The 21,204-nt window shown below is 59.6% G+C and carries 21 protein-coding genes and 1 pseudogene; 17 read left to right on the top strand and 5 right to left on the bottom strand.

The genetic code is table 11. The features are described from left to right. The first annotated feature begins 4 nt into the window (after window positions 1-4). From AC1DNW_RS24150 to AC1DNW_RS24140, 3 genes are read left to right on the top strand one after another with little or no spacing between them, the layout of a single operon-like run. Window positions 5-1,186, top strand: coding sequence for an ABC transporter ATP-binding protein (locus tag AC1DNW_RS24150; protein WP_477854583.1), 1,182 nt, complete (start codon window positions 5-7; stop codon window positions 1,184-1,186). A 9-nt stretch (window positions 1,187-1,195) separates the two neighbouring features. Next, a complete protein-coding gene (locus tag AC1DNW_RS24145; protein WP_477854582.1) occupies window positions 1,196-2,113 on the top strand; it encodes an ABC transporter substrate-binding protein in 918 nt (305 codons plus the stop codon). Next, window positions 2,110-2,826: an aspartate/glutamate racemase family protein gene (locus AC1DNW_RS24140; RefSeq protein WP_477854581.1), complete on the top strand. Its 717-nt coding sequence runs from the start codon at window positions 2,110-2,112 to the stop codon at window positions 2,824-2,826. The genes AC1DNW_RS24145 and AC1DNW_RS24140 overlap by 4 nt, the downstream gene beginning before the upstream one ends. Here AC1DNW_RS24140 and AC1DNW_RS24135 read toward each other — a convergent pair. Both AC1DNW_RS24135 and AC1DNW_RS24130 read right to left on the bottom strand, forming a co-directional pair. After that, window positions 2,823-3,788: a MurR/RpiR family transcriptional regulator gene (locus AC1DNW_RS24135; RefSeq protein ID WP_477854580.1), complete on the bottom strand. Its 966-nt coding sequence runs from the start codon at window positions 3,786-3,788 to the stop codon at window positions 2,823-2,825. The two genes, AC1DNW_RS24140 and AC1DNW_RS24135, sit on opposite strands and share 4 nt — an antisense overlap. A 526-nt stretch (window positions 3,789-4,314) precedes the next feature. Then, window positions 4,315-4,671: pseudogene (locus tag AC1DNW_RS24130) on the bottom strand (LysR substrate-binding domain-containing protein); the annotation flags it as partial. A gap of 204 nt (window positions 4,672-4,875) precedes the next feature. Between AC1DNW_RS24130 and AC1DNW_RS24125 the strand changes: the two are divergent. Continuing rightward, window positions 4,876-5,526 (top strand): esterase/lipase family protein, encoded by a 651-nt coding sequence (locus AC1DNW_RS24125; protein WP_477854597.1) that lies wholly within the window; start codon window positions 4,876-4,878, stop codon window positions 5,524-5,526. 179 nt (window positions 5,527-5,705) lie between these two features. Here AC1DNW_RS24125 and AC1DNW_RS24120 read toward each other — a convergent pair whose 3' ends face one another. After that, on the bottom strand, window positions 5,706-6,023 hold the full coding sequence (locus AC1DNW_RS24120; protein ID WP_477854579.1) for a hypothetical protein: 318 nt from the start codon (window positions 6,021-6,023) through the stop codon (window positions 5,706-5,708). 149 nt (window positions 6,024-6,172) lie between these two features. On the opposite strand from AC1DNW_RS24120, the gene AC1DNW_RS24115 reads away from it, so the two are divergent. The 11 genes from AC1DNW_RS24115 (at window position 6,173) to AC1DNW_RS24065 (ending at window position 16,334) form a co-directional block, all read left to right on the top strand. Further along, window positions 6,173-6,829, top strand: coding sequence for a response regulator transcription factor (locus AC1DNW_RS24115; RefSeq protein ID WP_113295925.1), 657 nt, complete (start codon window positions 6,173-6,175; stop codon window positions 6,827-6,829). Then, the gene (locus tag AC1DNW_RS24110) at window positions 6,826-8,202 is read left to right on the top strand and encodes a sensor histidine kinase (RefSeq protein WP_477854578.1); all 1,377 of its coding nucleotides are present in this window, start codon (window positions 6,826-6,828) and stop codon (window positions 8,200-8,202) included. Before AC1DNW_RS24115 ends, AC1DNW_RS24110 begins: the two co-directional genes overlap by 4 nt. A gap of 133 nt (window positions 8,203-8,335) precedes the next feature. Further along, window positions 8,336-9,019, top strand: coding sequence for an MtnX-like HAD-IB family phosphatase (locus tag AC1DNW_RS24105; RefSeq protein ID WP_477854577.1), 684 nt, complete (start codon window positions 8,336-8,338; stop codon window positions 9,017-9,019). Between the two features lie 23 nt (window positions 9,020-9,042). Beyond that, a complete protein-coding gene (locus AC1DNW_RS24100; RefSeq protein ID WP_477854576.1) occupies window positions 9,043-10,464 on the top strand; it encodes an aspartate aminotransferase family protein in 1,422 nt (473 codons plus the stop codon). Between the two features lie 4 nt (window positions 10,465-10,468). Further along, entirely contained in the window at window positions 10,469-11,422 is a 954-nt protein-coding gene (locus AC1DNW_RS24095; protein ID WP_477854596.1) for an arginase family protein, read from the top strand. Further along, a complete protein-coding gene (locus AC1DNW_RS24090) occupies window positions 11,419-11,772 on the top strand; it encodes a DMT family transporter (protein WP_113509876.1) in 354 nt (117 codons plus the stop codon). The genes AC1DNW_RS24095 and AC1DNW_RS24090 overlap by 4 nt, the downstream gene beginning before the upstream one ends. Next, window positions 11,769-12,641 carry a fatty acid desaturase family protein gene (locus tag AC1DNW_RS24085; protein ID WP_477854575.1) on the top strand — a complete coding sequence of 291 codons (873 nt, stop codon included), beginning with the start codon at window positions 11,769-11,771 and terminating at the stop codon, window positions 12,639-12,641. The genes AC1DNW_RS24090 and AC1DNW_RS24085 overlap by 4 nt, the downstream gene beginning before the upstream one ends. Then, window positions 12,631-13,446, top strand: coding sequence for an alpha/beta fold hydrolase (locus AC1DNW_RS24080; RefSeq protein ID WP_113310011.1), 816 nt, complete (start codon window positions 12,631-12,633; stop codon window positions 13,444-13,446). Before AC1DNW_RS24085 ends, AC1DNW_RS24080 begins: the two co-directional genes overlap by 11 nt. After that, window positions 13,427-14,572, top strand: coding sequence for a GNAT family N-acetyltransferase (locus AC1DNW_RS24075; protein ID WP_477854574.1), 1,146 nt, complete (start codon window positions 13,427-13,429; stop codon window positions 14,570-14,572). The genes AC1DNW_RS24080 and AC1DNW_RS24075 overlap by 20 nt, the downstream gene beginning before the upstream one ends. Then, the gene (locus tag AC1DNW_RS24070; protein WP_113295845.1) at window positions 14,572-14,997 is read left to right on the top strand and encodes an EamA family transporter; all 426 of its coding nucleotides are present in this window, start codon (window positions 14,572-14,574) and stop codon (window positions 14,995-14,997) included. Before AC1DNW_RS24075 ends, AC1DNW_RS24070 begins: the two co-directional genes overlap by 1 nt. Next, window positions 14,997-16,334, top strand: a complete 1,338-nt coding sequence (locus AC1DNW_RS24065) for a class I SAM-dependent methyltransferase (protein WP_477854595.1) — start codon at window positions 14,997-14,999, stop codon at window positions 16,332-16,334. Before AC1DNW_RS24070 ends, AC1DNW_RS24065 begins: the two co-directional genes overlap by 1 nt. Here AC1DNW_RS24065 and AC1DNW_RS24060 read toward each other — a convergent pair. Next, complete coding sequence (locus AC1DNW_RS24060; RefSeq protein ID WP_477854573.1) at window positions 16,275-17,099, bottom strand: MipA/OmpV family protein; 825 nt, start codon at window positions 17,097-17,099, stop codon at window positions 16,275-16,277. The genes AC1DNW_RS24065 and AC1DNW_RS24060 overlap by 60 nt on opposite strands. Before the next feature lie 100 nt (window positions 17,100-17,199). After that, a complete protein-coding gene (locus AC1DNW_RS24055) occupies window positions 17,200-19,515 on the bottom strand; it encodes a caspase family protein (protein ID WP_477854572.1) in 2,316 nt (771 codons plus the stop codon). A gap of 449 nt (window positions 19,516-19,964) precedes the next feature. On the opposite strand from AC1DNW_RS24055, the gene AC1DNW_RS24050 reads away from it, so the two are divergent. Continuing rightward, complete coding sequence (locus AC1DNW_RS24050; protein WP_477854571.1) at window positions 19,965-20,228, top strand: hypothetical protein; 264 nt, start codon at window positions 19,965-19,967, stop codon at window positions 20,226-20,228. Window positions 20,229-20,415: 187 nt separating this feature from the next. Then, the gene (locus AC1DNW_RS24045) at window positions 20,416-21,189 is read left to right on the top strand and encodes a DeoR/GlpR family DNA-binding transcription regulator (RefSeq protein WP_113295849.1); all 774 of its coding nucleotides are present in this window, start codon (window positions 20,416-20,418) and stop codon (window positions 21,187-21,189) included. Window positions 21,190-21,204: the final 15 nt, after the last annotated feature.

The following is a 21,204-nucleotide window of genomic DNA, read 5'->3' as shown; positions in this document are numbered from 1 at the left end:
AGCCATGCCTCAGATCACCATGAAAGGCGTCAGCAAGAACTTCGGCGACGTCACCGTCATTCCCCGGTTCGATGCCTCGATCGATGACGGCGAATTCCTCGTCCTCCTCGGGCCCTCGGGCTGCGGCAAATCCACCCTGCTGCGCATGATCGCCGGACTAACCGAAATCACCGTGGGCACCCTCAGTTTCGATGGCGAGGATGTCAACGAATGGACGCCCAGCCGACGTGGCGTCGCCTTCGTCTTCCAGTCCTATGCGCTTTATCCGCATATGACGGTGCGCGAAAATATCGCCTTCCCGTTGCTGATGGATGCGTTCCGCAAATGGCATCACATACCGCTCGTCAGCAGCGTTATGCGCTGGAAGCTGATGCGCCGTCCCGATATCGTCGAACGCACCAACCAGATCGCCGAACAGCTGGAACTGGCGCCCCTGATGGACCGGCGCCCGGCGAGCCTGTCCGGCGGCCAACGCCAGCGTGTCGCCCTCGCCCGCTCGCTGGTGCGAGATCCATCGCTCTACCTTCTGGACGAGCCGCTCTCCAATCTCGATGCCAAACTGCGCACACAGATGCGTTCTGAGATATCCACCCTGCATCAGCGCGTCCGCAAGACCTTCGTCTACGTCACCCACGATCAGGTCGAGGCCATGACGATGGCGACGAAGATCATCGTCATGAATCGCGGCGAGATTCAGCAGATCGGCACGCCTGATGAAATCTATGAGAATCCGGCAAACACCTTCGTCGCCCGCTTCGTCGGCGCGCCTCCGATGAACCTTCTCACCGTCAGGCGGCAGGGGCAACAGCTGACGCTCGAGGGCGGCGCAACCTTCACGCATCCAGGCGAGCTGCATGCCGAAAAGACGCTGATCCTCGGCTTGCGGCCCGAGCGGCTGAAATTGCAATCGGCAGAACAGCCGGGCATTCCCGTCGAAGTGAGCCTGGTCGAAAAACTCGGTGCCGAAGTCATCCTCGGATGCCGCCTCGTGCATCCCGGTGACAGGCAATCCGGCGACCTCTTGCGACAGGATCTGGTCTTCGTGCGCATTTCCGGCAATCCGCATGTCGCGATCGGCACACGGGCATCGCTTGGATACGATCCGGCGGGCGTGAACTGGTATTCGACCGAGACCGGCAAGGCGCTGCATTCAGCTCCTGCTCCCCTGCTCTCCTGCAGCGCCTGAGGAGCTCACATGTTCGATTTTCACGTCGCGGCGACAGGCCACAGCCTGAACTACCTTCCGCACTATGTCGCCATGCGGCAAGGCTTCTTCGAAGCGGAGGGTCTGCGTGTCACGGTGAGCGTKCCGCGCCCCTGGGATCTGGTGCTCGAAGAACTCCGCCGCGGATCCGCCCAAGCGGCCCTCGGCGGCATCTGGGTGCCGTCGATGTATCTCGGCCGCGGCACGCGTTTTACCCCCTTCGCCCAGATTGCAGCCCGCGCGCCGCTGGCCGTCGTCGGGCGGGAAAGACCGGAAGAATTCAGCTGGGGGAAGCTGCCCGGCAGGGCGGTCTTGATGAAGGGCAGCAATGGCGCAAGCGTCGGGCTCTTCTTCAAATTATGCCTGCGGGAGCATGACATCGATCCCGGGCAGGTCAGCTATATCCAGGATCTCGACGGCGCCATGCTGGCCGAGCTTTTCCATGGCGGCATGGGCGACTACCTGATCGTCGATTACCCGAATGCGCTGCGGATGGAAGCCGAGGGCCGCGGTCACGTCGTGCAGCCGCTTGCCGTCACTGGCGGCAAGGTGCCGTGGAGCGTCTACTACGCGCTCGGCGAAAGCGATCCCGAACGGCAGGAGACCCAGACGCGGTTTGCCCGTGCCCTCAATCAGGGCATGGAATGGATATTGGCGAGAGACCCGGAGACCTATGCTGATTTCCTGATCGAGACCTTCCCCAACCAGCCTTTGAATATCCTATTATCGGTTGCCCGAACCTATATCGCCCACGGCATGTGGACGACGCCGCGGATCGATGCGGATGGCTATCGCCGCTGGCAGGAAGGCATCATGGCAGGTCATCTCACCGCGGGTGCGATCCCCTATGAGCAACTGATCGATCCCGTTCCGACCCGGCAATGGCAAAGGGCTGAAGAAACAGCATGAAAATAGCCGTCATCAATCCGAACACGACCCCCGAGATGACCCAAGCGATCGGGGCGGCCGCGGCACGATCGGCTGCCCCGACGACCGAACTCATGATCCGCCAGTCGAACCACGGTCCCTTGGCAATCGAAGGGCCGTTCGACGGGGCGGTCTGCCTGCCCGGCCTTCTCCAGGCCATTCAGCAGGCCGAGGCAGACGGCGCGAGCGCCCATGTCATCGCCTGTTTCGACGACACCGGACTGGATGCGGCACGAGCGCTTTCCCGCCGCCCTGTCATCGGGGTCGGCGAGGCGGCGCTCCATGTCGCGAGCCTCCTCGCTCAGGAATTCTGTGTCGTCACGACCCTTTCACGATCGGTGCCGACGCTGAAGATGAACATCCTGCGCTACGGATTCGAGCGCCGCTGCCCGCAGGTCCTGGCCAGCGACATTCCCGTGCTGGATCTGCATCGGCCGGAAAGCGGAGCGCGRCAGAAAATCTCCGGCCTCATCGTTCGCGCGATGGAAAACGGCGCCGAAGCTGCCGTTCTCGGCTGCGCCGGCATGGCGGATCTGGCCGAAACACTGCAGCAGGACCTCGGCATTCCCGTCATCGACGGCATCGATGCCGCCGTCCGCCTGGCGGAGCTGCTGGCGGCATCCGGGCTTGCTCCCTCCAAGCGCCGCGGCTGGGCGTTTCCGTCGCGCGCCGGCGATTTCCTCAGGATGAGCTAGCCTTTCGGCCGCACCGTTTCCCGTTTGGGCGTGGCGACGTCGTCGATCAGTTCGACCATCCGGTCGATCTTGCGGAACCGTTCGACGCTTTGTTCGCCCAGCCGCGCCGCGACGGTCCAGGAGATATAGTCGATCATCGTCGCGGCCGCGGTGAAGGAGTTGAATGCCGCCAGCGAATGGCAGCGGCATCGAATGACATGGTCGGCGGCCTTGGCGCTTTCGGCCGCGCTGATATCGGTAATCAGAACCGCTATGGCGCCGGTCGTGCGGATCTCGTTCAGAAGCAGCGGAAGCTTGCGCGGCCGGCGGCGAAAAGCGAAGCAGATCACCAGATCTCCCTCGCGAATGCCGGATAATTCATGTGCCATCGAGGTGCCGGTCGCCGGCAGGACCCGCACGTCGTTCTTGATCAGGCCGAGATAATGCGCGGCATAGTGGGCCAGACCAAAGCCATTGCGCATGCCGACCACGAAGATCCGCTCGGCCTCGACGCAGGCGCTGCAGATGGCATCCAGCGTCTGCGGCGGTGTTCCGTCCGCGGTGGCGCGAATATTGTCGATATTGGTCTGGACCACCGCCGCCAAGGTCGGGACTTCCGCGGCGTGCTGCGCGGTATCGATCGCGCCACCCTGCGGCGATCCCCAATGGATCGCCTCGCGGATCTGGCGCTTGGCGGCGGGATAGGACGAATAGCCGAGGGTGCGAATAAGTCGAGCCGCCGTCGCTGTCGAAACGCCCGCTTTTTGGGCCAGTTCGCCGGCAGTATAGAGGGCCAAATCCATCTGATGCTCGAGCATGACGTCAGCCAGGCTGCGCTCAGATGGGGAGAGTTCCGCGTAAGCCGAATATATTCGCGCCTCAAGAGATTTTGTCGATTGCGAGTCCTGCACGCCGATATTCCGCTGGGAACACAAGATCGTTAACCTTTGCCAAAAACMGGACCGAGGATAGATAGCTGCCACCCGGCAGCAACAGGATATTCCTGTGTTTGTGTCGTAATAAGCTTGGGCTCCACGCTCCTGAAGGGAATCGAGCCTGACGTGCTGCAGTTTTAGCTCTAAATAGCGGATAAAACTACAGTATTTTTGGATTTGACTTCCGTCCAAAACGAAAGCCTCCGGCCCAAGGTGCGGGACATCTTGAAGGTAAGAGGGTCTGATATCACCGCGGCTGATACCTGATTGCACCACTAGCTCAGGTCATTAAAGATCATCTGCGATGAAGCGCGGGATTCGTCCTTCCCCACCGCACGTCCAAAAAATGGCGTTGCGGCCCTTGCAAGTAGGCCACTTGCGCCGAGGCGATCTCTCGCTGGATCGATGCCAGCTTTCGCTGAGGGCGTGAAGAAGGGCCGCGGCAGGAGCTTTGAGTGTCAGCGATCCGAAGGACAAGCGGGACCGACTGCCCGCCGTCCTCGTGTTCCGGTTTGGGCCGAACTGGCCACCAGTCGCGCTTTTTTTGCGATCAACGGCCGGCCCTCTCCTGCCGTCACCTACTCGGCCGCACGAGCGACCGGACGATATCGATGATGTCGTCGTCACCCGAGGCGGTCGGGTCTTCCCTGTTCCAGTCGACACCAAGCCCAATCTATAAATCGACGCCCCTCGCCTTGTTCAACTCAAACCCGTGGTTTGGCAGATCCTGCGTCCATTCCGGCACGAAGCCAATGCCAAGACCGGCCGAGACCAGCGAGAAGGTGTCGTCGCAGGTAAAGGTGACATTCTCCGTTAGATCGTGCTCCTCGAACTTCTCGGCGATTTAGCGCTCGCTGTGGGAGAGGTGGCGGGAAAAAAAGATAATCTTCTCGTCCCTGAGATCCTCGATGTCGATCTCGCTCTTCAAGGCAGCGGCAGCTCGGTCGCAACACCTGTCCGTGCGCAAAGTTGCCGACGACCTAGCATCTTTCAACGTCAGTGCGATCGATGTAGGGTGCAGAACGGATGAGGTTCTACCACGATCATCGAAATGGCAGACAACAACGCGCTGACGCAGGAAACGAAGCAGCGTTGCGCCCGCGGGGCGACCTTTGACCGAAAGACCGMACCCGACATGGCCGACACAGTCGTTCTTCTCCACGGCATCAAGAGGACCAGCGCTTGCATGCGCAAGTTCGAAAAGCACCTGCAGACGCAGGGCTACATCACTCGTAACGTTGATTATCCTTCGACCCGCTACCCAATCGAACGACTGGCGAAAATCGTTGCGGCAGAAGTGGAAGATGCGGCTCAAAGCAACCGTGGAGGCCGTATTCACCTGGTCGGACATTCCATGGGCGGATTGGTCATAAGGGCGATGTTAAAGAGTTACCGACCGTCAAATCTCGGGCGAGTGGTGATGGTCGGCACTCCGAACAATGGCAGCCAGGTCGCAGATTTCTTGAAAAATGTGCCGCTGTATAAAGCGGCTTACGGCCCTGCCGGTCAGCAGCTCGTCAGCGATCAGAGCACGTTCGGCCATATTTTCGGTCCGGTGGATTTCGAACTGGGCATCATCGCCGGAACCCGGAGCATCGATCCGGTTTCGTCCTTGATCATTGGCTATCAAAAAGCCAATGACGGCAAGGTAACTGTAGAAAGCACGCGTCTTGCAGGAGCTGCCGACCATATCGTAATCGCGGCCAACCACACCTTCATCCCAWCCAACAAGACCATGTGGGCGCAAGCCCTTTCGTTTCTTCGGGACGGCAGGTTCCACCGATGAGCACCTTGATGGGAAAAGAACCGTCGACCTCCGCTATTCTGTAATCGGGCAGTTGATAGGATTCGGATTGGCGCCACTCTAAGCGGCTGCCCGCTGGATGTCTGTGGACCAACAAGAGGATTGACGGCGGGCGCGCGAACCGCTGACGAATAGATTGCTTCGCGCGCCCTCTAATGTGCTTAATCGCTCAGAGCTTGTAACCTCCGCTTGCCTCGATGACTTGCGCGGTTACCCAGCTTGCTTCCGTTTCTTTCGCTGAGTTCACCATAAAGCTGATCAAAGAGAGCCGGGATCGATTCCACTGCAATCAGGTTGATGAGCAGCAGCTGAGAAACGGCGTAAACCGATATCGCAAGCCCCATTCCACCCTCTCTCATCAACCGCACCATGATGAGATTGCCCACGCAATAAAGCGAGAGTGACGGGACCAACACGAGAATGCTGTTGGTCGCAATATAGGCGCGTGAAGCGGTCGCTGCGGCCAGGAATGACGCCATTACGCCGGCGAGCCAAAGCCGGCATGTTCCGATAATTCCAAGCCGGCGCCTTAGCAGCGATTCAGCCGTTTCTATCGCGCCCTGCCACAACAATGCTTCAAATCGCGCTTCTCATCGACATTATCCGCCTTTGCAGGAATGAAACGACCGTGCGCATCCTACTTGTCGAAGACGACAGCATTCTCGGCCCGTCCCTGAAGAAGGCACTAGAAAAGCATGCCTATGGCGTCGACTGGATGCGTGACGGCCAGTCCGGTCTTGAAGCGACGGAGCATTCGGATTTTGCAGCTATTGTCCTCGACATCAACCTGCCGCTGCTCAGCGGCATCGAGCTCCTCAAAGGTGTAAGACGCAAAGGCAACGCCGTCCCCATCCTGCTTTTGACGGCGCTCGACAACGTCCGGCGCAAGGTCGAGGGTCTCGACGAGGGAGCCGACGACTATCTGGTCAAACCCTTTGATCTCGATGAATTGCTTGCCCGTCTGCGTGCGCTGATCCGGCGACGCGACGGCCGGACGGAAAGCCTGCTTCGGTGCGGCGATGTCGAGGTGGATCCGTCGGCAATGATAACGCGCAAAGCCAATATACAGGTGCACACGACGGCAAAGGAATTCCACCTGCTCAAGCTCCTGATGGAGCGCAGCGGTCGCTACGTGACGAAAAACGATATCGAATACGCGCTTTACGATGCCTATAGCAGCGTCGAAAGCAATGCCATCGAGGTGACGATCTACAATCTGCGCAAGAAGCTCGGCACCGAATTCATCAAATCGATCCGCGGCATCGGCTACATGATCGAACGATGAGCCCTTCAACCCTTACGCGCAAGCTCTTCCTGCGGATCGCCCCCGTCGTCGTGGTGACCATCCTGGTGATCGGCGCCTTCGCCTTCAACAGCGCCACGCGCGAGATCAACAATATCTACGACGCGCAGCTTATCAACGATGCGAACGTCTTATGGGGACTGCTGCATAACCGGCTACGGCACTCGCCGGAGCGCACACCGCGACAAGTCGATGACATCGACCTCAACATGAACAATCAGCTCGCCTTCAACGAGGACGCAGACGATTATGCCGATGCGCATATGTTCCGTGCCTGGGTGAACGGCAAGATCATGTTCTACTCCAGCACGGCCTTTCTTGCCGACGTGCCGTACCAGAAGGCAGGCTTCACCGACCTTTCTTACGGTGGCGAAAACTGGCGGGTCTATTCGCTGCCGATCCCCGCTTCAGACATTGTCATGGAAGTCGGAGAAAAGATGTCCCTGCGTCAGACGCTGGTTTCCAACATCCTTCTGAACCTGTTCTTTCCGCTGCTCGTGCTAGTGCCGGTGATAGGCTTTCTGATCTGGCTCGGGATCCACAATGGCCTGCGGACCATCCACGGGCTTGTGCACCAGATCCGCACCCGTTCGCCCGACGATCTTTCAGCCATTGCGGTCGAGGACCTGCCGAGGGATTTTCTGCCCCTCGGCAAGTCAATCAACCAGCTTCTCGAAAAGCTCGGCCGGTCCCTGACCCTCGAGCGGCGTTTTTCTGATCTGGCGGCCCACCAGCTGCGCACGCCGCAGGCAAGCGTTAAGCTGCTGCTGCAGATGCTGGCGAGCACCGATGACCAGCAGGAGCAGAAGGCGATCATCTCGGATCTGGTGACCAGCAACAACAGAGCCACCCATCTCATCGAGCAATTGCTGCGCCTTGCCAGGGTCAGCCACCATCCGCTCAATCCGATACCGGTTCCGCTCTACCATATGATCGCGTCGACCTTGGCGGACTTCGGCAACATCATCAACAGCCGCAATCTCGACGTCTCGCTGGAAGGCCCGGAGTCGGCCGAGATCATGACAGATGAATCGCTGCTGCAGATGATGATCAGCAACCTCCTGGACAATGCCATCAAATATACGCCGGTGGGCGGTATGATCGAGGTCATCCTCTCCTGCGAAATCGAGTTCTGGCTGATATCGATCAGCGATAGCGGACCGGGCATACCGCCCGAGGAGCGGGAGGCCGTGTTCAATCGCTTCTATCGCCTCGACACGCTAAATGCCGAAGGTGCGGGCCTCGGGCTTGCAATCGTTGCCGACACCGCGGACCGGCTTGCCGCTTCCGTAAAGCTTTCCACACCCCCGCGGGGCAGCGGGCTGCGGGTCGAGCTGCGACTGTCCAGGAACTGACGCAGCAACGACGGCGTCGATCAGGTCCGCGACAACGGCTCCCTCATTTTTCATTTTCGCATCATTTTCCTCTCAGGTCAGCCTCATCGGCCGTCGTTAAACACGACCGCAAGGCAGATCGAAGGACGATTCGATGCAGGTATTCTCTGATTTTGACGGCACGATTTCCATTCAGGATGTGACGGATGTCGTGCTGTCCTGTTTTGCCGAGCCTGAATGGGAAGACATCGAGCAGCAATGGAAAGACGGTCTGATCGGATCGGCAGAGTGTATGCGCCGCCAGATCGCCCTCATCCGGGCAAGCCGTCACGAACTCGATGCGATCCTGGACACCGTGGCCATCGACCCCGGCGTCCTCGCGTTTCGCGACTACTGCCGCGTGAACGGCCTGCCCCTGACGATCGTCAGCGACGGCGTCKACTATTTCATCCGCCATGTACTGAGGCACAACGGCATCACCGATCTGCCCGTCATCGCCAATCACCTTCGCTGTAGCGTCGTCGACGGCCTTGAGAGCTACATCCTGGCACCCGCCCCGAACTCGGCCGGCTGTTCCTCCGGCTCGGGCGTGTGCAAATGCCGGGTCGTCTCCGGCATGGAGCCGCAGGTCTATATTGGCGACGGACGGAGCGATTTCTGCGTCGCCGGCAGAGCCGACCTCGTCTTCGCCAAGGACACGCTCGCCGATTACTGCGGCGACAGCAACATCCCCTTCATCGCTTTCGATGATTTCGCCGACCTGCTTTCCAAGATGAAAGCCGTCATCCCGAGGATCGCGCGTCCGCGACGAGCGGCGCTGCAATCGAAAATCGCCTGAACCAGAAGACCAAGAGGCCTCTCATGAACATTGTGAATGCTGAAACCTTCAACAAAAAAACGCCACTCTCCGACCTGTCGGAAGCCGAACTGCGCTTGCTGGAGGAGACCTACTGCTCTCACGGCGATACGGTTCATTATTCGGCGGAGCCGAAATTCTTCGAAGAATGCGAAGGTTCCTACGTCTATGACGCCAAGGGAACACAGTTTCTCGATCTGCAAATGTGGTATTCCGCCGTCAATTTCGGCTACCGAAACGAAAGGCTGAATGCCGCCCTCCATCGCCAGCTGGACCGGCTGCCGCAGGTCGCTTCGCAATATCTGCATCGCGAGAAGGTCGAACTGGCCGCCATGATCGCGCAGGACGCCGAGCGCAAATTCGGCCGCAAGGGGCGCGTTCATTTCAATGTCGGCGGATCGCAGGCGATCGAGGATTCGCTGAAGCTGGTGCGCAACTATACCGGTGGCAAAAGCCTGATGTTCGCCTTCGAGGGCGGCTATCACGGCCGCACGCTGGGCGCCTCGGCGATCACCTCCAGCTATCGCTATCGCCGCCGCTTCGGCCATTTCGGCGAAAGGGCCCAATTCGTCGAGTTTCCTTACCATTTCCGCGGCGGGAAGGGCATGACCAAGGAGGAATATGGCGAACATTGCGTGCGCAAATTCGCTCGCCTCTTCGAAAGCGAATATAACGGCGTCTGGGATCCGAAGGTCGGMAGCGCAGAATATGCCGCCTTCTATATCGAACCGATCCAGGGCACCGGTGGCTATGTCATTCCGCCCATGAACTTCTTCACCGAACTCAAGAAGGTTCTGGATCAGCACGGCATCCTGCTCGTCGTCGACGAGATCCAAATGGGTGTCTACCGGACGGGCAAACTCTGGTCGATCGAACATTTCGGCGTCTCACCGGACGTTCTTGTCTTCGGCAAGGCGATCACCAACGGGCTCAATCCGCTTTCGGGCGTTTGGGCCAGGGAAGAAATGATCAATCCGACAATCTTTCCGCCCGGTTCCACCCATTCCACCTTTGCCAGCAACCCGATGGGTACGGCCGTCGCGCTCGAAACGATGAAGATGCTGGAAGAGGAGGATTTTGGTGCTGCGATCATGGCCAAAGGAGCATATTTCCTCGATGGCCTCAAACAGCTTCAGAAACGCCATGCGATCGTCGGCGATGTCGACGGGCTCGGATTGGCGCTGAGATGCGAGATCTGCAAGGAAGACGGCTTCACGCCGGACAAGGCGACGATGGACTGGCTCTGCGACGAGGGCATGAAGGGCGATCTCAGGGTCGGCAACAAGACCTATGGCCTCGTTCTCGATGTCGGCGGCTACCATAAAAACGTCATCACGCTGGCCCCGAACCTGTTGATTACTCGCGAGGAGATCGACCTGGCGCTGGCGCTGCTCGACCAGCTCTTCACACGTGCGGTCCGGAGGTAGGATGGTGCAGCTTCTCCTCCTTCATCTCGACGATGCTTTGGAGTTGCAGCCGGACTTCGTGCGCGCCTGCACGCTCGCGGGCGCGTGCCACCATGTCGACAAGCTGAGCGGGAAGACGATCAGACTGTGGGGCAGGCAGAAGATGCTTGCCGAACTCGGCCGGGACATAGCCAGATCGCTGCCGCCGCGCAGCAGAGGGCCGCAGCTTGCCTTCATGGGCTCGGGCGATTTCCATCATGTGACCGCCCTGCTGCTCGATGCCGCTCTCGAACGGCGCCCGGTTTCGACCACGCTCGTTCATTTCGACAATCACCCCGACTGGGTGAACTTCGAGGGCGGCATGCATTGCGGCTCATGGATCAACAGCGCACTTTCAAACCCTTATATCGAAAGGGTTGTTACCGTCGGGGTCTGCAGCCACGACCTGCGCAATCCCGAGCGCAAGGGCGCCAATCTGGGCCGGCTGCGGCAAGGCAAGCTCGAACTTTATCCTTACGAGCATCCACCCAGCCGCGTGAAGGCCGATTATGGCAATGGCCCGAGCTACCGCCAACACAGGGGTGCCTTGCACTGGAATTCCATCTCCGAGATTGGCGAGGAAAATTTCATCGACCGCATCCTCACCCGCATCGGCACCGAGGCAGTCTATGTCACTATCGACAAGGACGTGCTCGCCGCCGATGACGCCGTAACCAACTGGGATCAGGGGCGCATGCGGCTGCCCTATCTGATGGCGCTTGTCAGCGAGATCGGCAGCCGCCATCGCATCATTGGCGCCGATGTCGTCGGCGACTATTCGGTGCCAAGCTATGCTGGTGGCTTCGCGACCCGCCTGCTCAAGCAAGCCGAAACCTTCATCGATCAACCGCGTCTGCGGCACGCCGCCGATGCGGTGCGAAATATCAACAGCGCTGCAAATCACGCATTGCTGGAAGTCCTGGCGGAATCGATGGGATGATCGGCAGCCTCACATTGCCGATGGTCGGCCTGATCCTCTTCTGCGTGCTGGCGGAAACGGCGCGCGAGGTCTGCTTCAAGCAGGTTGCCAGCGACAGCCCGGTGCTGACGACGCTCACCAAGCCGCTGACCTGGCTCGGCATCGCCTTCTGGGCGATCGAACTGCTTGCCTGGACGGTCGTACTTGGCAGGGTGCCGCTCACCGTCGCCTTTCCGCTGATGGCGCTCAGCTATGTGGCGATCGTCATCGCCGGCGCCGTCATCTTCAGGGAAAATATCAACCTTCGTCACGCGGCGGGCGTGTTTCTCGTTACCGCCGGCGTGGCCTGTGTCGGAGCAACCGGACTATGAAAATCTTTGCTCATGCCAGGTGGGATGCCGCCCCCGTGCTTGCCGCCGTGGCACATCTCGTTTTCGACGTCTACCTGATCGTCGGCTTCCAGAGCCGGCCGCTCTGGGCCTCATTGATCCTGGGCTGCGTTTATGCCCTCTCGATATCCTGGAACATCAACAGCATCTCGCATAATTTCATCCACACCCCCTATTTCAAGCCGCGCTGGATGAATTACGCATTCAGCCTGATGGAGTCGGTGGCGATCGGCTTTTCCCAGACCTATTACCACTGGGTACATATGCGCCATCACTCCGGCAACAGTGACCGGCCGGACGAGAAAGGCGAGACGATCGATCTTCTGTCGATCTATCGTCATGGCAGGAACGGCGAACCGGAAAACGTCTGGTCCTACACGCTAAAGAGCTTCTTCCGCGACAGTCTCGGYGATATCCACAAGGCCATTGCCAAGCGGCGTCCCTTCGATGCCGCATGGGGCCGTTTCGAGCTAGTAGCCTTTCTCGGCCTGGCGGCGATTGCGCTGATCTACGACTGGAAGGCCCTACTGTTCTTMGTGCCCTTCTATTATGCCGGCAACTGCCTGTCGTCGCTCAACGGTTATTACGAGCATCTTCACGGCGATCCGGACGAACCAATCGCCTGGGGTGTGAGCAGCCACAAGCCGTTCTACAACTGGCTGTGGTTCGGCAATGGCTATCATGCCGAACATCATTATCGGCCGCGCACCCACTGGACGAAGCTTTCGGCCCTGCATGAACAGATCAAGGACGAGCAGGAAAGAGCCGGCACGCACGTGATCAGCACCTGCCATGCACTCGGCTTCATGGCTCCGGAAAACCGCGAGACGGAGCTTCGGCATGAGGTCTGAGCAATTGAGTTTCTTCCTGGAAGGCACGAATGGCAAAGGTGTGCTGCTGATCCACGGCCTGACCGGCGCACCGGCCGAGATGAAGCTTGTCGCTCGCCAGCTCAATCGTCGCGGCTACAGCGTGCATGCGCCGCTGCTGGCCGGTCATGGAGAGGATATCAGGACATTGCGCCGGACGCATTGGGAAGACTGGCTGACAAGCGTGCTGCAGGCCTCCGAATTCCTGGCCGAGCGAACGCAGGCGATATTTGCGGCCGGCATCTGCGTTGGCGGCAAGCTTTCGCTGCTTGCGGCCGAGCAGCGGCCGGATCTGATAAAGGCGGTCGCCATCTATTCGCCGTGCTTCCACTATGACGGCTGGGATGTTCCAAGACACTATGCACTGCTCTCACCGCATATCGGATGGTTGTCCCGCATCCCTTTCCTCGACCGTCTTAATTTCAGGGAGAATGACTCACTCGGCATTAAGGACGAGCGGATGCGGCGGATGGTCGAAGGCATGGTCGGCGAAGGCATGCTCGAGAAATTCCCCGGCCGCGGCATCGTCGAAATGCATCGGCTGGGCAAGGCGCTTCGCCAAACCTTGCCGCAGATCCAGACACCGACGCTGATCCTGCATGCGGAAGAAGACGATCTGAGCAATCCAAGACATGCCCTCTACATTTCCGAGCATATTGGCGGGCCGCACCAACTCAGGTGGATCAAGGACAGCTACCACATGATCCATCTCGATCGCCAGCATCGGCAGGTCGCAGCGTTCACGGCGGATTTTTTCGAGGCAAGCCATGCTGCAATTCGCGCATAAAAGTCCTTTTCCCGGAAGTGCCGAGCCCCTCACGCAGGTCCACGACACGATCCGCGCCATCGGCCGCGAGGCGTGGAACGCCTGCTTCCGCGGCCATGTCGAGGATTATGATTGCCTTCTGGCGATCGAAAGCGCCGGCATCGGCGACTTCGAGTGGCGCTACCTGACCGTCGTGGAAGACGGTAAGGTCAGCGCGGCCATGTCGGCGTTCCTGTGCCCCTATCCATTGGATACCACGCTGGAAGAGGGCATGGCGCGGCGGCTGATACGTCGCGTGCGGCAGCATGCATCGGGTTTCCTCGTTCTGCGGCTTGCCTGCCTTGGCTCGCCCTGCACGGAAACCGGCGCGATAGGTTTTCATGCCGACGTGCCGGAGGAACGTCGCGAGGGGCTGTTTGGCGAATTGCTCGCCGCCTTCGAGGCGCTTGCGGCCGAAGAGTGCTGTGCGCTGATGGGGATCAAGGATATTCCGGCACCGGTTGCCGGCGAATTCGGCACGCTGTTTTCAAAATGCGGTTATGCTGCCATCGGCGGCCTGCCGTCCGCCTGGCTCGACATCGATTTCAAGACCATCGACGACTACATGGCCMKACTGTCGGCGGGCACCCGAAAGGACATGCGGCGCAAGCTGAAATCCTTTGATGCCGTCAGGGTCGAAATCAGAACCGATATCGGCGATCTGCTTAACCGGGTGATGACGCTCTATCATGACACGCGCAATCGCAGCGAATGGCAGTTCGAGGAACTGACCCCGGCCTATTTCGAAGGCATCCTCACCCATATGGCTGGCCGCGCGTTCTGTGCACTTTATTTCGTCGGCGACGAGCTGCTCGCCGCCAACCTGATCGTTCATGACGAACGGCTCGCGATCGACAAGTTCTTTTGCATGGATGGCGAGAGAGGACGTCCCTACAATCTCTATTTCCTCAGCTGGTTCACCAATCTGCGCTATTGCCTCAGTCATGGCCTTTCCCGCTACCAGAGCGGTCAGGCTTATTATGAAAACAAGGTGCGGCTCGGCAGTCAGCTCACGTCAAACACCATGTTCTTCCGCCATCGCAATCCGCTGCTGCAGGCGCTGTTGCGGCTGGTCTCCCCGCTCTTTTCGCAGGAGCAGGCCAAGTGATGACGTCGATGCGCCTGACATGGCTCTCCGTGCCTGTCCTCAACACGCTGTTCCAGATCTTCACCAAGCTTGGCGCGACGCAGCTCGGCAATGTCGAGGGGACGACCTGGCTGGAGGATGCGTTGACCTCGCACTGGATCCTGGCGGCCGTCGTCGTCGAGATCGTCTGCTTCTTCATCTGGATGACGGTGCTCGCCGAACTCGACCTCAGCAGGGCCTTTCCGCTTTCCGGCATCAGCTACGTGTTGATCATTGCCACCGGCTGGTTCGCTTTCGGCGAACCGATCGTCGGCCTTCAGATCGTCGGCAGCGGTCTGATCCTCGCCGGTGTCTGGCTGATCGCCGGCGCAGCGCAAACGGACTCCGTCGGTGACCTAGAAGCCGGGCGCGTCCTGCCGCACGCCCATGTCAGCAAGGATCGATGATGCGGCCAACACTGAATTTCATCCTCCGTCATGGCGAAGCGGCTGCGTCGGCACTCAGCAATCGGGTCCTGGAGCGTGCACTCTCGCATATCGTCACCCGCGGTTGCCTCAATGTCACGACATCCAGTGGGCAGCAGCTTTCCTTCGGCGACGGGTCCGGAGAGCGGATGCATGTCAGCTTTGCCGACCTTGCAGCGCAGTGGGCATTCCTCATCGACGCAGATCTGCGGCTCGGCGAACTCTATATGGATCGCCGCTTTCTCATCGAACAGGGCTCGCTCCACGACTTCCTGGCGATGATGTTGCGCGAGGCGCAGAATACCAACCATCCGCTTATCGCCCGGCTGATCGACAGTGCCCGCGTCTGGTTGCGCATCTTCCGCCATCGCAATCTGCCGGCGCGCTCCAAAGCCAATGTCGCCCACCACTACGATCTGGATGGCCGGCTCTACGAAATCTTCCTCGACGCGGACCGGCAATATTCCTGCGCCTATTTCGAGAATCCCGACCAGTCGCTCGATGCGGCACAACGCGCCAAGAAGCGGCATCTCGCCGCGAAATTGCAGCTTGGGCCCGGCAAGAGCGTGCTCGATATCGGTTGCGGTTGGGGTGGGCTGGCCCTGCACATGGCCAGGCATGTACCGTGCGGGCATGTGCTTGGCATCACCCTGTCGGAGGAGCAGCATGGCTACGCCCTGAAGCGGCTTGCCGAACATGAGAGGATGGAGGCAGGCATCCAATTTTCCCTTCAGGATTATCGCAGCCTGAGCGGACGGTTCGACCGGATCGTGTCGGTTGGCATGTTCGAACATGTCGGCCTCGCATCCTACCGCGCCTTCTTCGAGAAATGTGCGGACCTGCTGGAAGATGACGGCATCATGGTTTTGCACACGATCGGCTGTTCTGCGACACCTGGCTTCACCACACCTTGGCTCGACAAATATATCTTTCCGGGCGGCTACATTCCCGCGCTGTCGGAGATCCTTCCCCAAATTGAAAAAGCCGGTCTTGCGGTTACCGATATCGAGATCCTGCGCCTGCATTATGCCTGGACGCTGGCACATTGGCGAAAGCGCTTCCTGGCGCGCTGGCACGAGGCAGCCGCACTTTACGACGAGCGCTTCTGCCGCATGTGGGAATTCTACCTTGCAAGCGCCGAAGCCGCGTTCCGCTACGAAGATCTGGTGGTTTTCCAGATTCAGTTAAGCAAGCGCAATGACGTCATTCCCGTCACGCGGGATTATATCGGCCAGCATGAGAAAGCGGCAACGCAAAGCTCAAAAGCCGATCTGGAACGAGCGGTTGAGCGTAATACCGATGACGTTCTGATCGGCTGAGCCAAGTCTTGAGGTGACCGGGCTGTCGGCGGCATCCCCCACCAGGCGGCTATATGTGTCGTAGATCTGCACGCTCCAAGTCGGTGAGAGCGTATAGGTGGCGGCCACCGTTAAACCGATGGATTTGAGACCGCCATTCGCTTTGAACGCCTCGACGCGGCCACTATTGGCAGCTTCCTCGGCGGAAACCCCGAAATTGTTGCGCATATAGGTGCCGTTTGCCAGAGACAGGCGTGGACCGGCAGACAGAAGCCAGCGATCGCCGACCGGCTGGAACCAATCGAGATAGAGATCGGCAAGCAGACCGTCGCCGCCCCACAGCGCCTGCCGTGTTTCCGCCCGCACTCGCAGGCGATCCTCTATCGGCCAGTATTGCGCAAAGACGCCGGCGTCCAGATTCCACTGGACCGAATGCAAACCCTTCAGTTCGGAATCGTCGAATGCCGACCGTCCCCCTCTCAGGCCGACGACGGGACCGATTTCGACGCCGCCGATATCGAACAGCCCGTAGTCGATATTATCGTCCGGCGCGCTGTGTTCAGGCGCTTCTCCGAGTCGCCGAAAATCGAAAGACGGCATGCCGCTGAAGGAAAGGTGCTTCGATCCTTCATACGAGGGACCGTATTCGACGGACCCGCCAAGCGTTATGATCCACTGGTTATCGGAGGATTTTGCATCCTGGCTCAAGGCCGGATGAGACCCCAGGAATATCAGCGGCAACGTTAGCGCCGCCGCCCGGAATAATGCCGTGTCCGATGAGACCATTTACGCCCTGCTCCACGTCTCGAACGTCAGCGAACGACCCCGCTCGGAGGTTGCGCCGCTGCAGTCTTTTAAAGCAATTTTCTCTTCTGTGCCAACTGCCTTAGGGACATGCAGGTAAATCTGTAACGCCGCACTTCTTCTTTTCTGCAGCCGGCGGTCTCTTCGTCAGCTGCTCGACGGTCGCCGGCTTGGGCTGAAGCTGAGGCTGAGGCTCGGATTCAGCCTGAGATTTTGGCTTAGCATGGGGTTTGAGTTCGACCTGTCGTTTGGGTTCGGCCTGCGGTTTTGGCGCAGGTGCCTGCGGCTCGCTGCTATCGGGAACGCTGGGTTTTGCCGGGGAGTTGTCGATGATTGCCGGCGCAGGCCTTGTCGACAAGCCGTTAGCGTCGGATTTCGGGGCTGTGACACCTCCCTTCAGCTTCGCATTCGGAGCTTCGGGCGAGGTCTTGGCAATCTGGCTTTGACCTTTGTCGGCAGGCGTATTGGTGTCGGGCAACTGCGGCTGGCCCTTTGAACCGGGAGCCGCCCGCGCGTCGGGATTTGCGCTCTGAAGCGGTGGTTGGGCGACCGTCGTCGGATGATGCGCCGCATTGGGCTCTGCTCCGGACGGCGGCGTTTTTTCTGCAGGAGCCGCTTGCGGCTTGTTCGCCAGTGTGCCGGCGAGCGGAAGCGGCTGGCCATTGGCGCCGGGAAGCGCGTGGGAGGCAGTGGTCTGTGTTTGCGGCTGTGGTGCCTGTGTCTTTGTCTTTGTCTGTGGCTGGGGCTGGACCGAAGGAACGGGCGCCGGCGCCAAACCGGCTCCAGGTATCGGTTTTTCTGCTGCGGCCGGGACTTGCCTTTGCAAAACCGCAGCCTTTTTCTGCACCGAGGGCGGCAGGGCAACGTGAAGCGCAGCTGTACCCGCCGCGGCGATGGCGGCCGCACCGGCAAGCTTGTTTCCCGTCGGCCATCCGGGCGTAGCCGATGCCGCCTCGTTCCCGTTGACAACCGTGTTGTTGACGACCGTGTTGTGAATGTTGTTGAAAATGATGTTGTTTTCGGGCGGCACGATATCACGCGGGAGTTCCACCCATTCGGGGACCGGAACGAAGACGGGCGCCGGTAGCACGTAGAGATCGACCGGTGGCCTGGGCGGCGCAAGCATTACGAAATCTGGCGGCGGCGGTGCCAGGAAGACGACGGGCGGCGACGGCGCATAACCGAAGTCGGCATCATCGAAATACAAGACAGGCCGGTCGACATAGACGATTTCCGGTGGTGGTGGAGGCGGCACGTCATACTCGATCACCGAAAATGACGGGGGCGGCTCGAGTGCTGCCTCGAAATGTTCCAGACGACGGCGGGCATCCCAGACATGGGGACCACGCGGATAACGTCCCAGATAGGACCAATAGGCCTCCGGCGTATCCGCATTCCAGGTTTCACGCCAGGTGATCGCTTCGCGACGCGCTGCAATGATCGCACGCACCCGCCTTGCCATGGAGTCGTTCGGATAGGCTGCCAGGAAATCCTCGTAACCACGCATCGTGTCGCGATCGAGCGCGGCGAAATAGGCATCGCGCTCATCGAAATCACCGATCGGCTTCATCCGGATCGTGGCATTGTCGTAGCTGGACAGCTGCGCGGCCGGAGGATTGGGACCGCGGTCGAAAAACGCAAAGGCGTTCTTGAATTTGGAAGCATTCCAGGAAATCTGCGCGCCCTTGGTCAGATCGCTGACCCGCAACCGTGTCCGGTCAAACACGTCATCGAGCGCAATGCCGCCGATGCGGATCATTTCCGCCAGGGCATGGGCATAGGAACCATAGGGGCCGCCTTCCTCCGGGGCGACGGTGCCCGGCGCGGCATTGAAGGCAATCAGCTGATTGGCGTCCGGATCGACGAGTGCCAGACCACCGGCCAGCGGCTGATTGGACTGCACGAAGGGATTGGCTCTTGCAGCATCGAGCACGACGATGCTGCCGCGATTGTTGATGCCGGCCAGCGATCTCGTGAAATCGGTTATCCGCAGAGCTTCGACCGGCACATCCGTGGCATTGGCGATCTGGGCGTCGACCGGCACGAAATAGTTATCGCCCTGATATTGCACTCCGTAGCCTGCCAGATAAACGAAAATGACGGTATCGGGTCCCGATGCATTCGCTTTCGTCAGAAAGTCCCGCATCGCGTCGCGCAATCCATTCTGGTCGAGGTCGCGCGCGCCGATCACGTCGAAGCCGGCCGCCTGCAGCGTTTGCGCAATCAGCCCGGCATCGTTGGCCGGGGTCGGCAAGGCGCCTGCCTTATAGGCGGCATTACCCACGACGAATGCCATTCTCTTTTCAGGGGAACCTTGCGCTTCGACTGGATCTACCGAAGCGATGCCAGCCAGAACCAGGGCGACGGCAAAGAATGTCCAGATCGCCTTTCTAGCCATTCCTATTGTCCGAAGAAAAGAAGGCATACAGGTTTTTCCAATCAACATGTGATGCAGTTCACTGTGAGTCCCCGCAAAGTCGGGGCCAGCCATATGAGCTTTCGCCAGAGATCGGCTGGCGAGCTTCGTATCTCTCTCTAGCAATCGTTTATGAGCGCGGGATTAGGCGTAACTGAAGTGAAACTGAAGACAGCCCGGCCCCCTGGCAAGCCGGCGACATCCACTCGAGGGCGTGCACAGGGTTGGAGCGGCCACAGGATGGGCCGAGCTTCCTAAACGTGCAGCCCGACGAGACTGTCCCCCAGCCATTCGCAGGCACAGTGCGTCGAGTGGCCGCCGACTTCTGGCGAGTCGGAGCTCTCCGCATAGCAGTCGCGCGGCGACACGCGCGAAAGCAGAAATTTGCGTCACACGAGGGCGTGAGGAAGGGCAGCCGCAGGAGCGTCAGCGTGCGCGATCCGAAGGAGACGCGGGACCAACTGCCCCACGACCGCGTGTTCCGCCTGCATGCCGCGCCAGGCGTCACCCTGATCGCGACGGCACAGGAGGACGTCAACGACACTCCGGATGTGAAGCGGTTCTGGAATTGGTCAGGCCTGACCATCGTGGACCTGCGACACGTTCACAGGAGGCGTGTCCTCAAATGGGATATTCAGCTCTGGAGCCAACCGGCCCGCCATCGTCATTTCTCGCGGCACAAAGACACTTTCTAATGCGCCCACCAGTGGTGAATGATAATTGAGCGATATCGCTCAATTGTCTCGACCTACCGTGAAATTTTTTGATTTGCGGGGCACGGATAGGATGCCAGCACGCCGAATGTCATGAATTCTTCATTTGACTCAAGATGTATTGCGATCATAATTTGAGCGAGATACATCATTTTGAGGACAACGCTACGTGCTAACCGCAGCTCAGGACCGCCAGGCAAAAATCGTTGAACTTCTGAAAGAAGAGCAGTTTCTGGGCATCGGGATGCTCACCGAGCGGTTTGAAGTTTCCGTCGCGACCGTTCGTCGCGACCTCGGGGAGTTGGAGGAAGCGGGCCTCCTGCGCCGGACACACGGTGGTGCGCTCAACATCAATCAGGTTGCCCTCGATAAGAGCAATGCGGCCCGCTCCATTTGGAAACAGGCTGAGAAGGCGGCGATCGCCGCTGTAGTCGCGGAAATGATCGCTGATGGCGACACGGTGCTTCTCGATGCGGGTACCACGGCGCTCGAAGTCGCCAAGCGACTCACGGGCCGAAGCAGCCTCACATTCATTTCGAACGGCCTCGACATCATCGCCGAACTGACCCGTTTCGACGGCCAGAACATTTACGCGGTCGGCGGGGAATATACCGAAACGAACCGATCCTTCCGCGGGCCATTGGCAGAGCAGCTCATTCGCCAGTTCAATGTCGACAAGCTCATTCTCAACGCCGCCTCGATTGATATGGATCGCGGATTGGTCTGCACCGTGGAACCGGTGAACGCAAGTGTGGCGCGCGCCATGATCGAGGTATCGCGCCGCGTGATCGTTGTGGCGGACCACTCGAAATTCACGAAATCCAGCCTGTCGGTCGTCGCCAGGATCGAAGACCTCGGCGTCATTGTGACCGACGCCGGCGCGAAATCCATCATCGACGCAGCTCCCGAACAGCTGCGCAAGAAGTTCGTCATCGCGAACTGAGCAAATCCAAGTTTT

The sequence above is a fragment of the Rhizobium sp. 05L429 genome (assembly GCF_056397645.1).
This window is presented reverse-complemented; position numbering and strand designations above follow the sequence as displayed.

Coding starts and splice junctions, on each gene's coding strand:
- AC1DNW_RS24150 (WP_477854583.1), top strand. CDS start 5: ATGCCTCAGATCACCATGAAAGGCGTCAGCAAGAACTTCGGCGACGTC.
- AC1DNW_RS24120 (WP_477854579.1), bottom strand. CDS start 6,023: ATGGCGTCATTCCTGGCCGCAGCGACCGCTTCACGCGCCTATATTGCG.
- AC1DNW_RS24110 (WP_477854578.1), top strand. CDS start 6,826: ATGAGCCCTTCAACCCTTACGCGCAAGCTCTTCCTGCGGATCGCCCCC.
- AC1DNW_RS24090 (WP_113509876.1), top strand. CDS start 11,419: ATGATCGGCAGCCTCACATTGCCGATGGTCGGCCTGATCCTCTTCTGC.
- AC1DNW_RS24080 (WP_113310011.1), top strand. CDS start 12,631: ATGAGGTCTGAGCAATTGAGTTTCTTCCTGGAAGGCACGAATGGCAAA.
- AC1DNW_RS24070 (WP_113295845.1), top strand. CDS start 14,572: ATGACGTCGATGCGCCTGACATGGCTCTCCGTGCCTGTCCTCAACACG.
- AC1DNW_RS24065 (WP_477854595.1), top strand. CDS start 14,997: ATGCGGCCAACACTGAATTTCATCCTCCGTCATGGCGAAGCGGCTGCG.
- AC1DNW_RS24060 (WP_477854573.1), bottom strand. CDS start 17,099: ATGGTCTCATCGGACACGGCATTATTCCGGGCGGCGGCGCTAACGTTG.
- AC1DNW_RS24055 (WP_477854572.1), bottom strand. CDS start 19,515: ATGGCTAGAAAGGCGATCTGGACATTCTTTGCCGTCGCCCTGGTTCTG.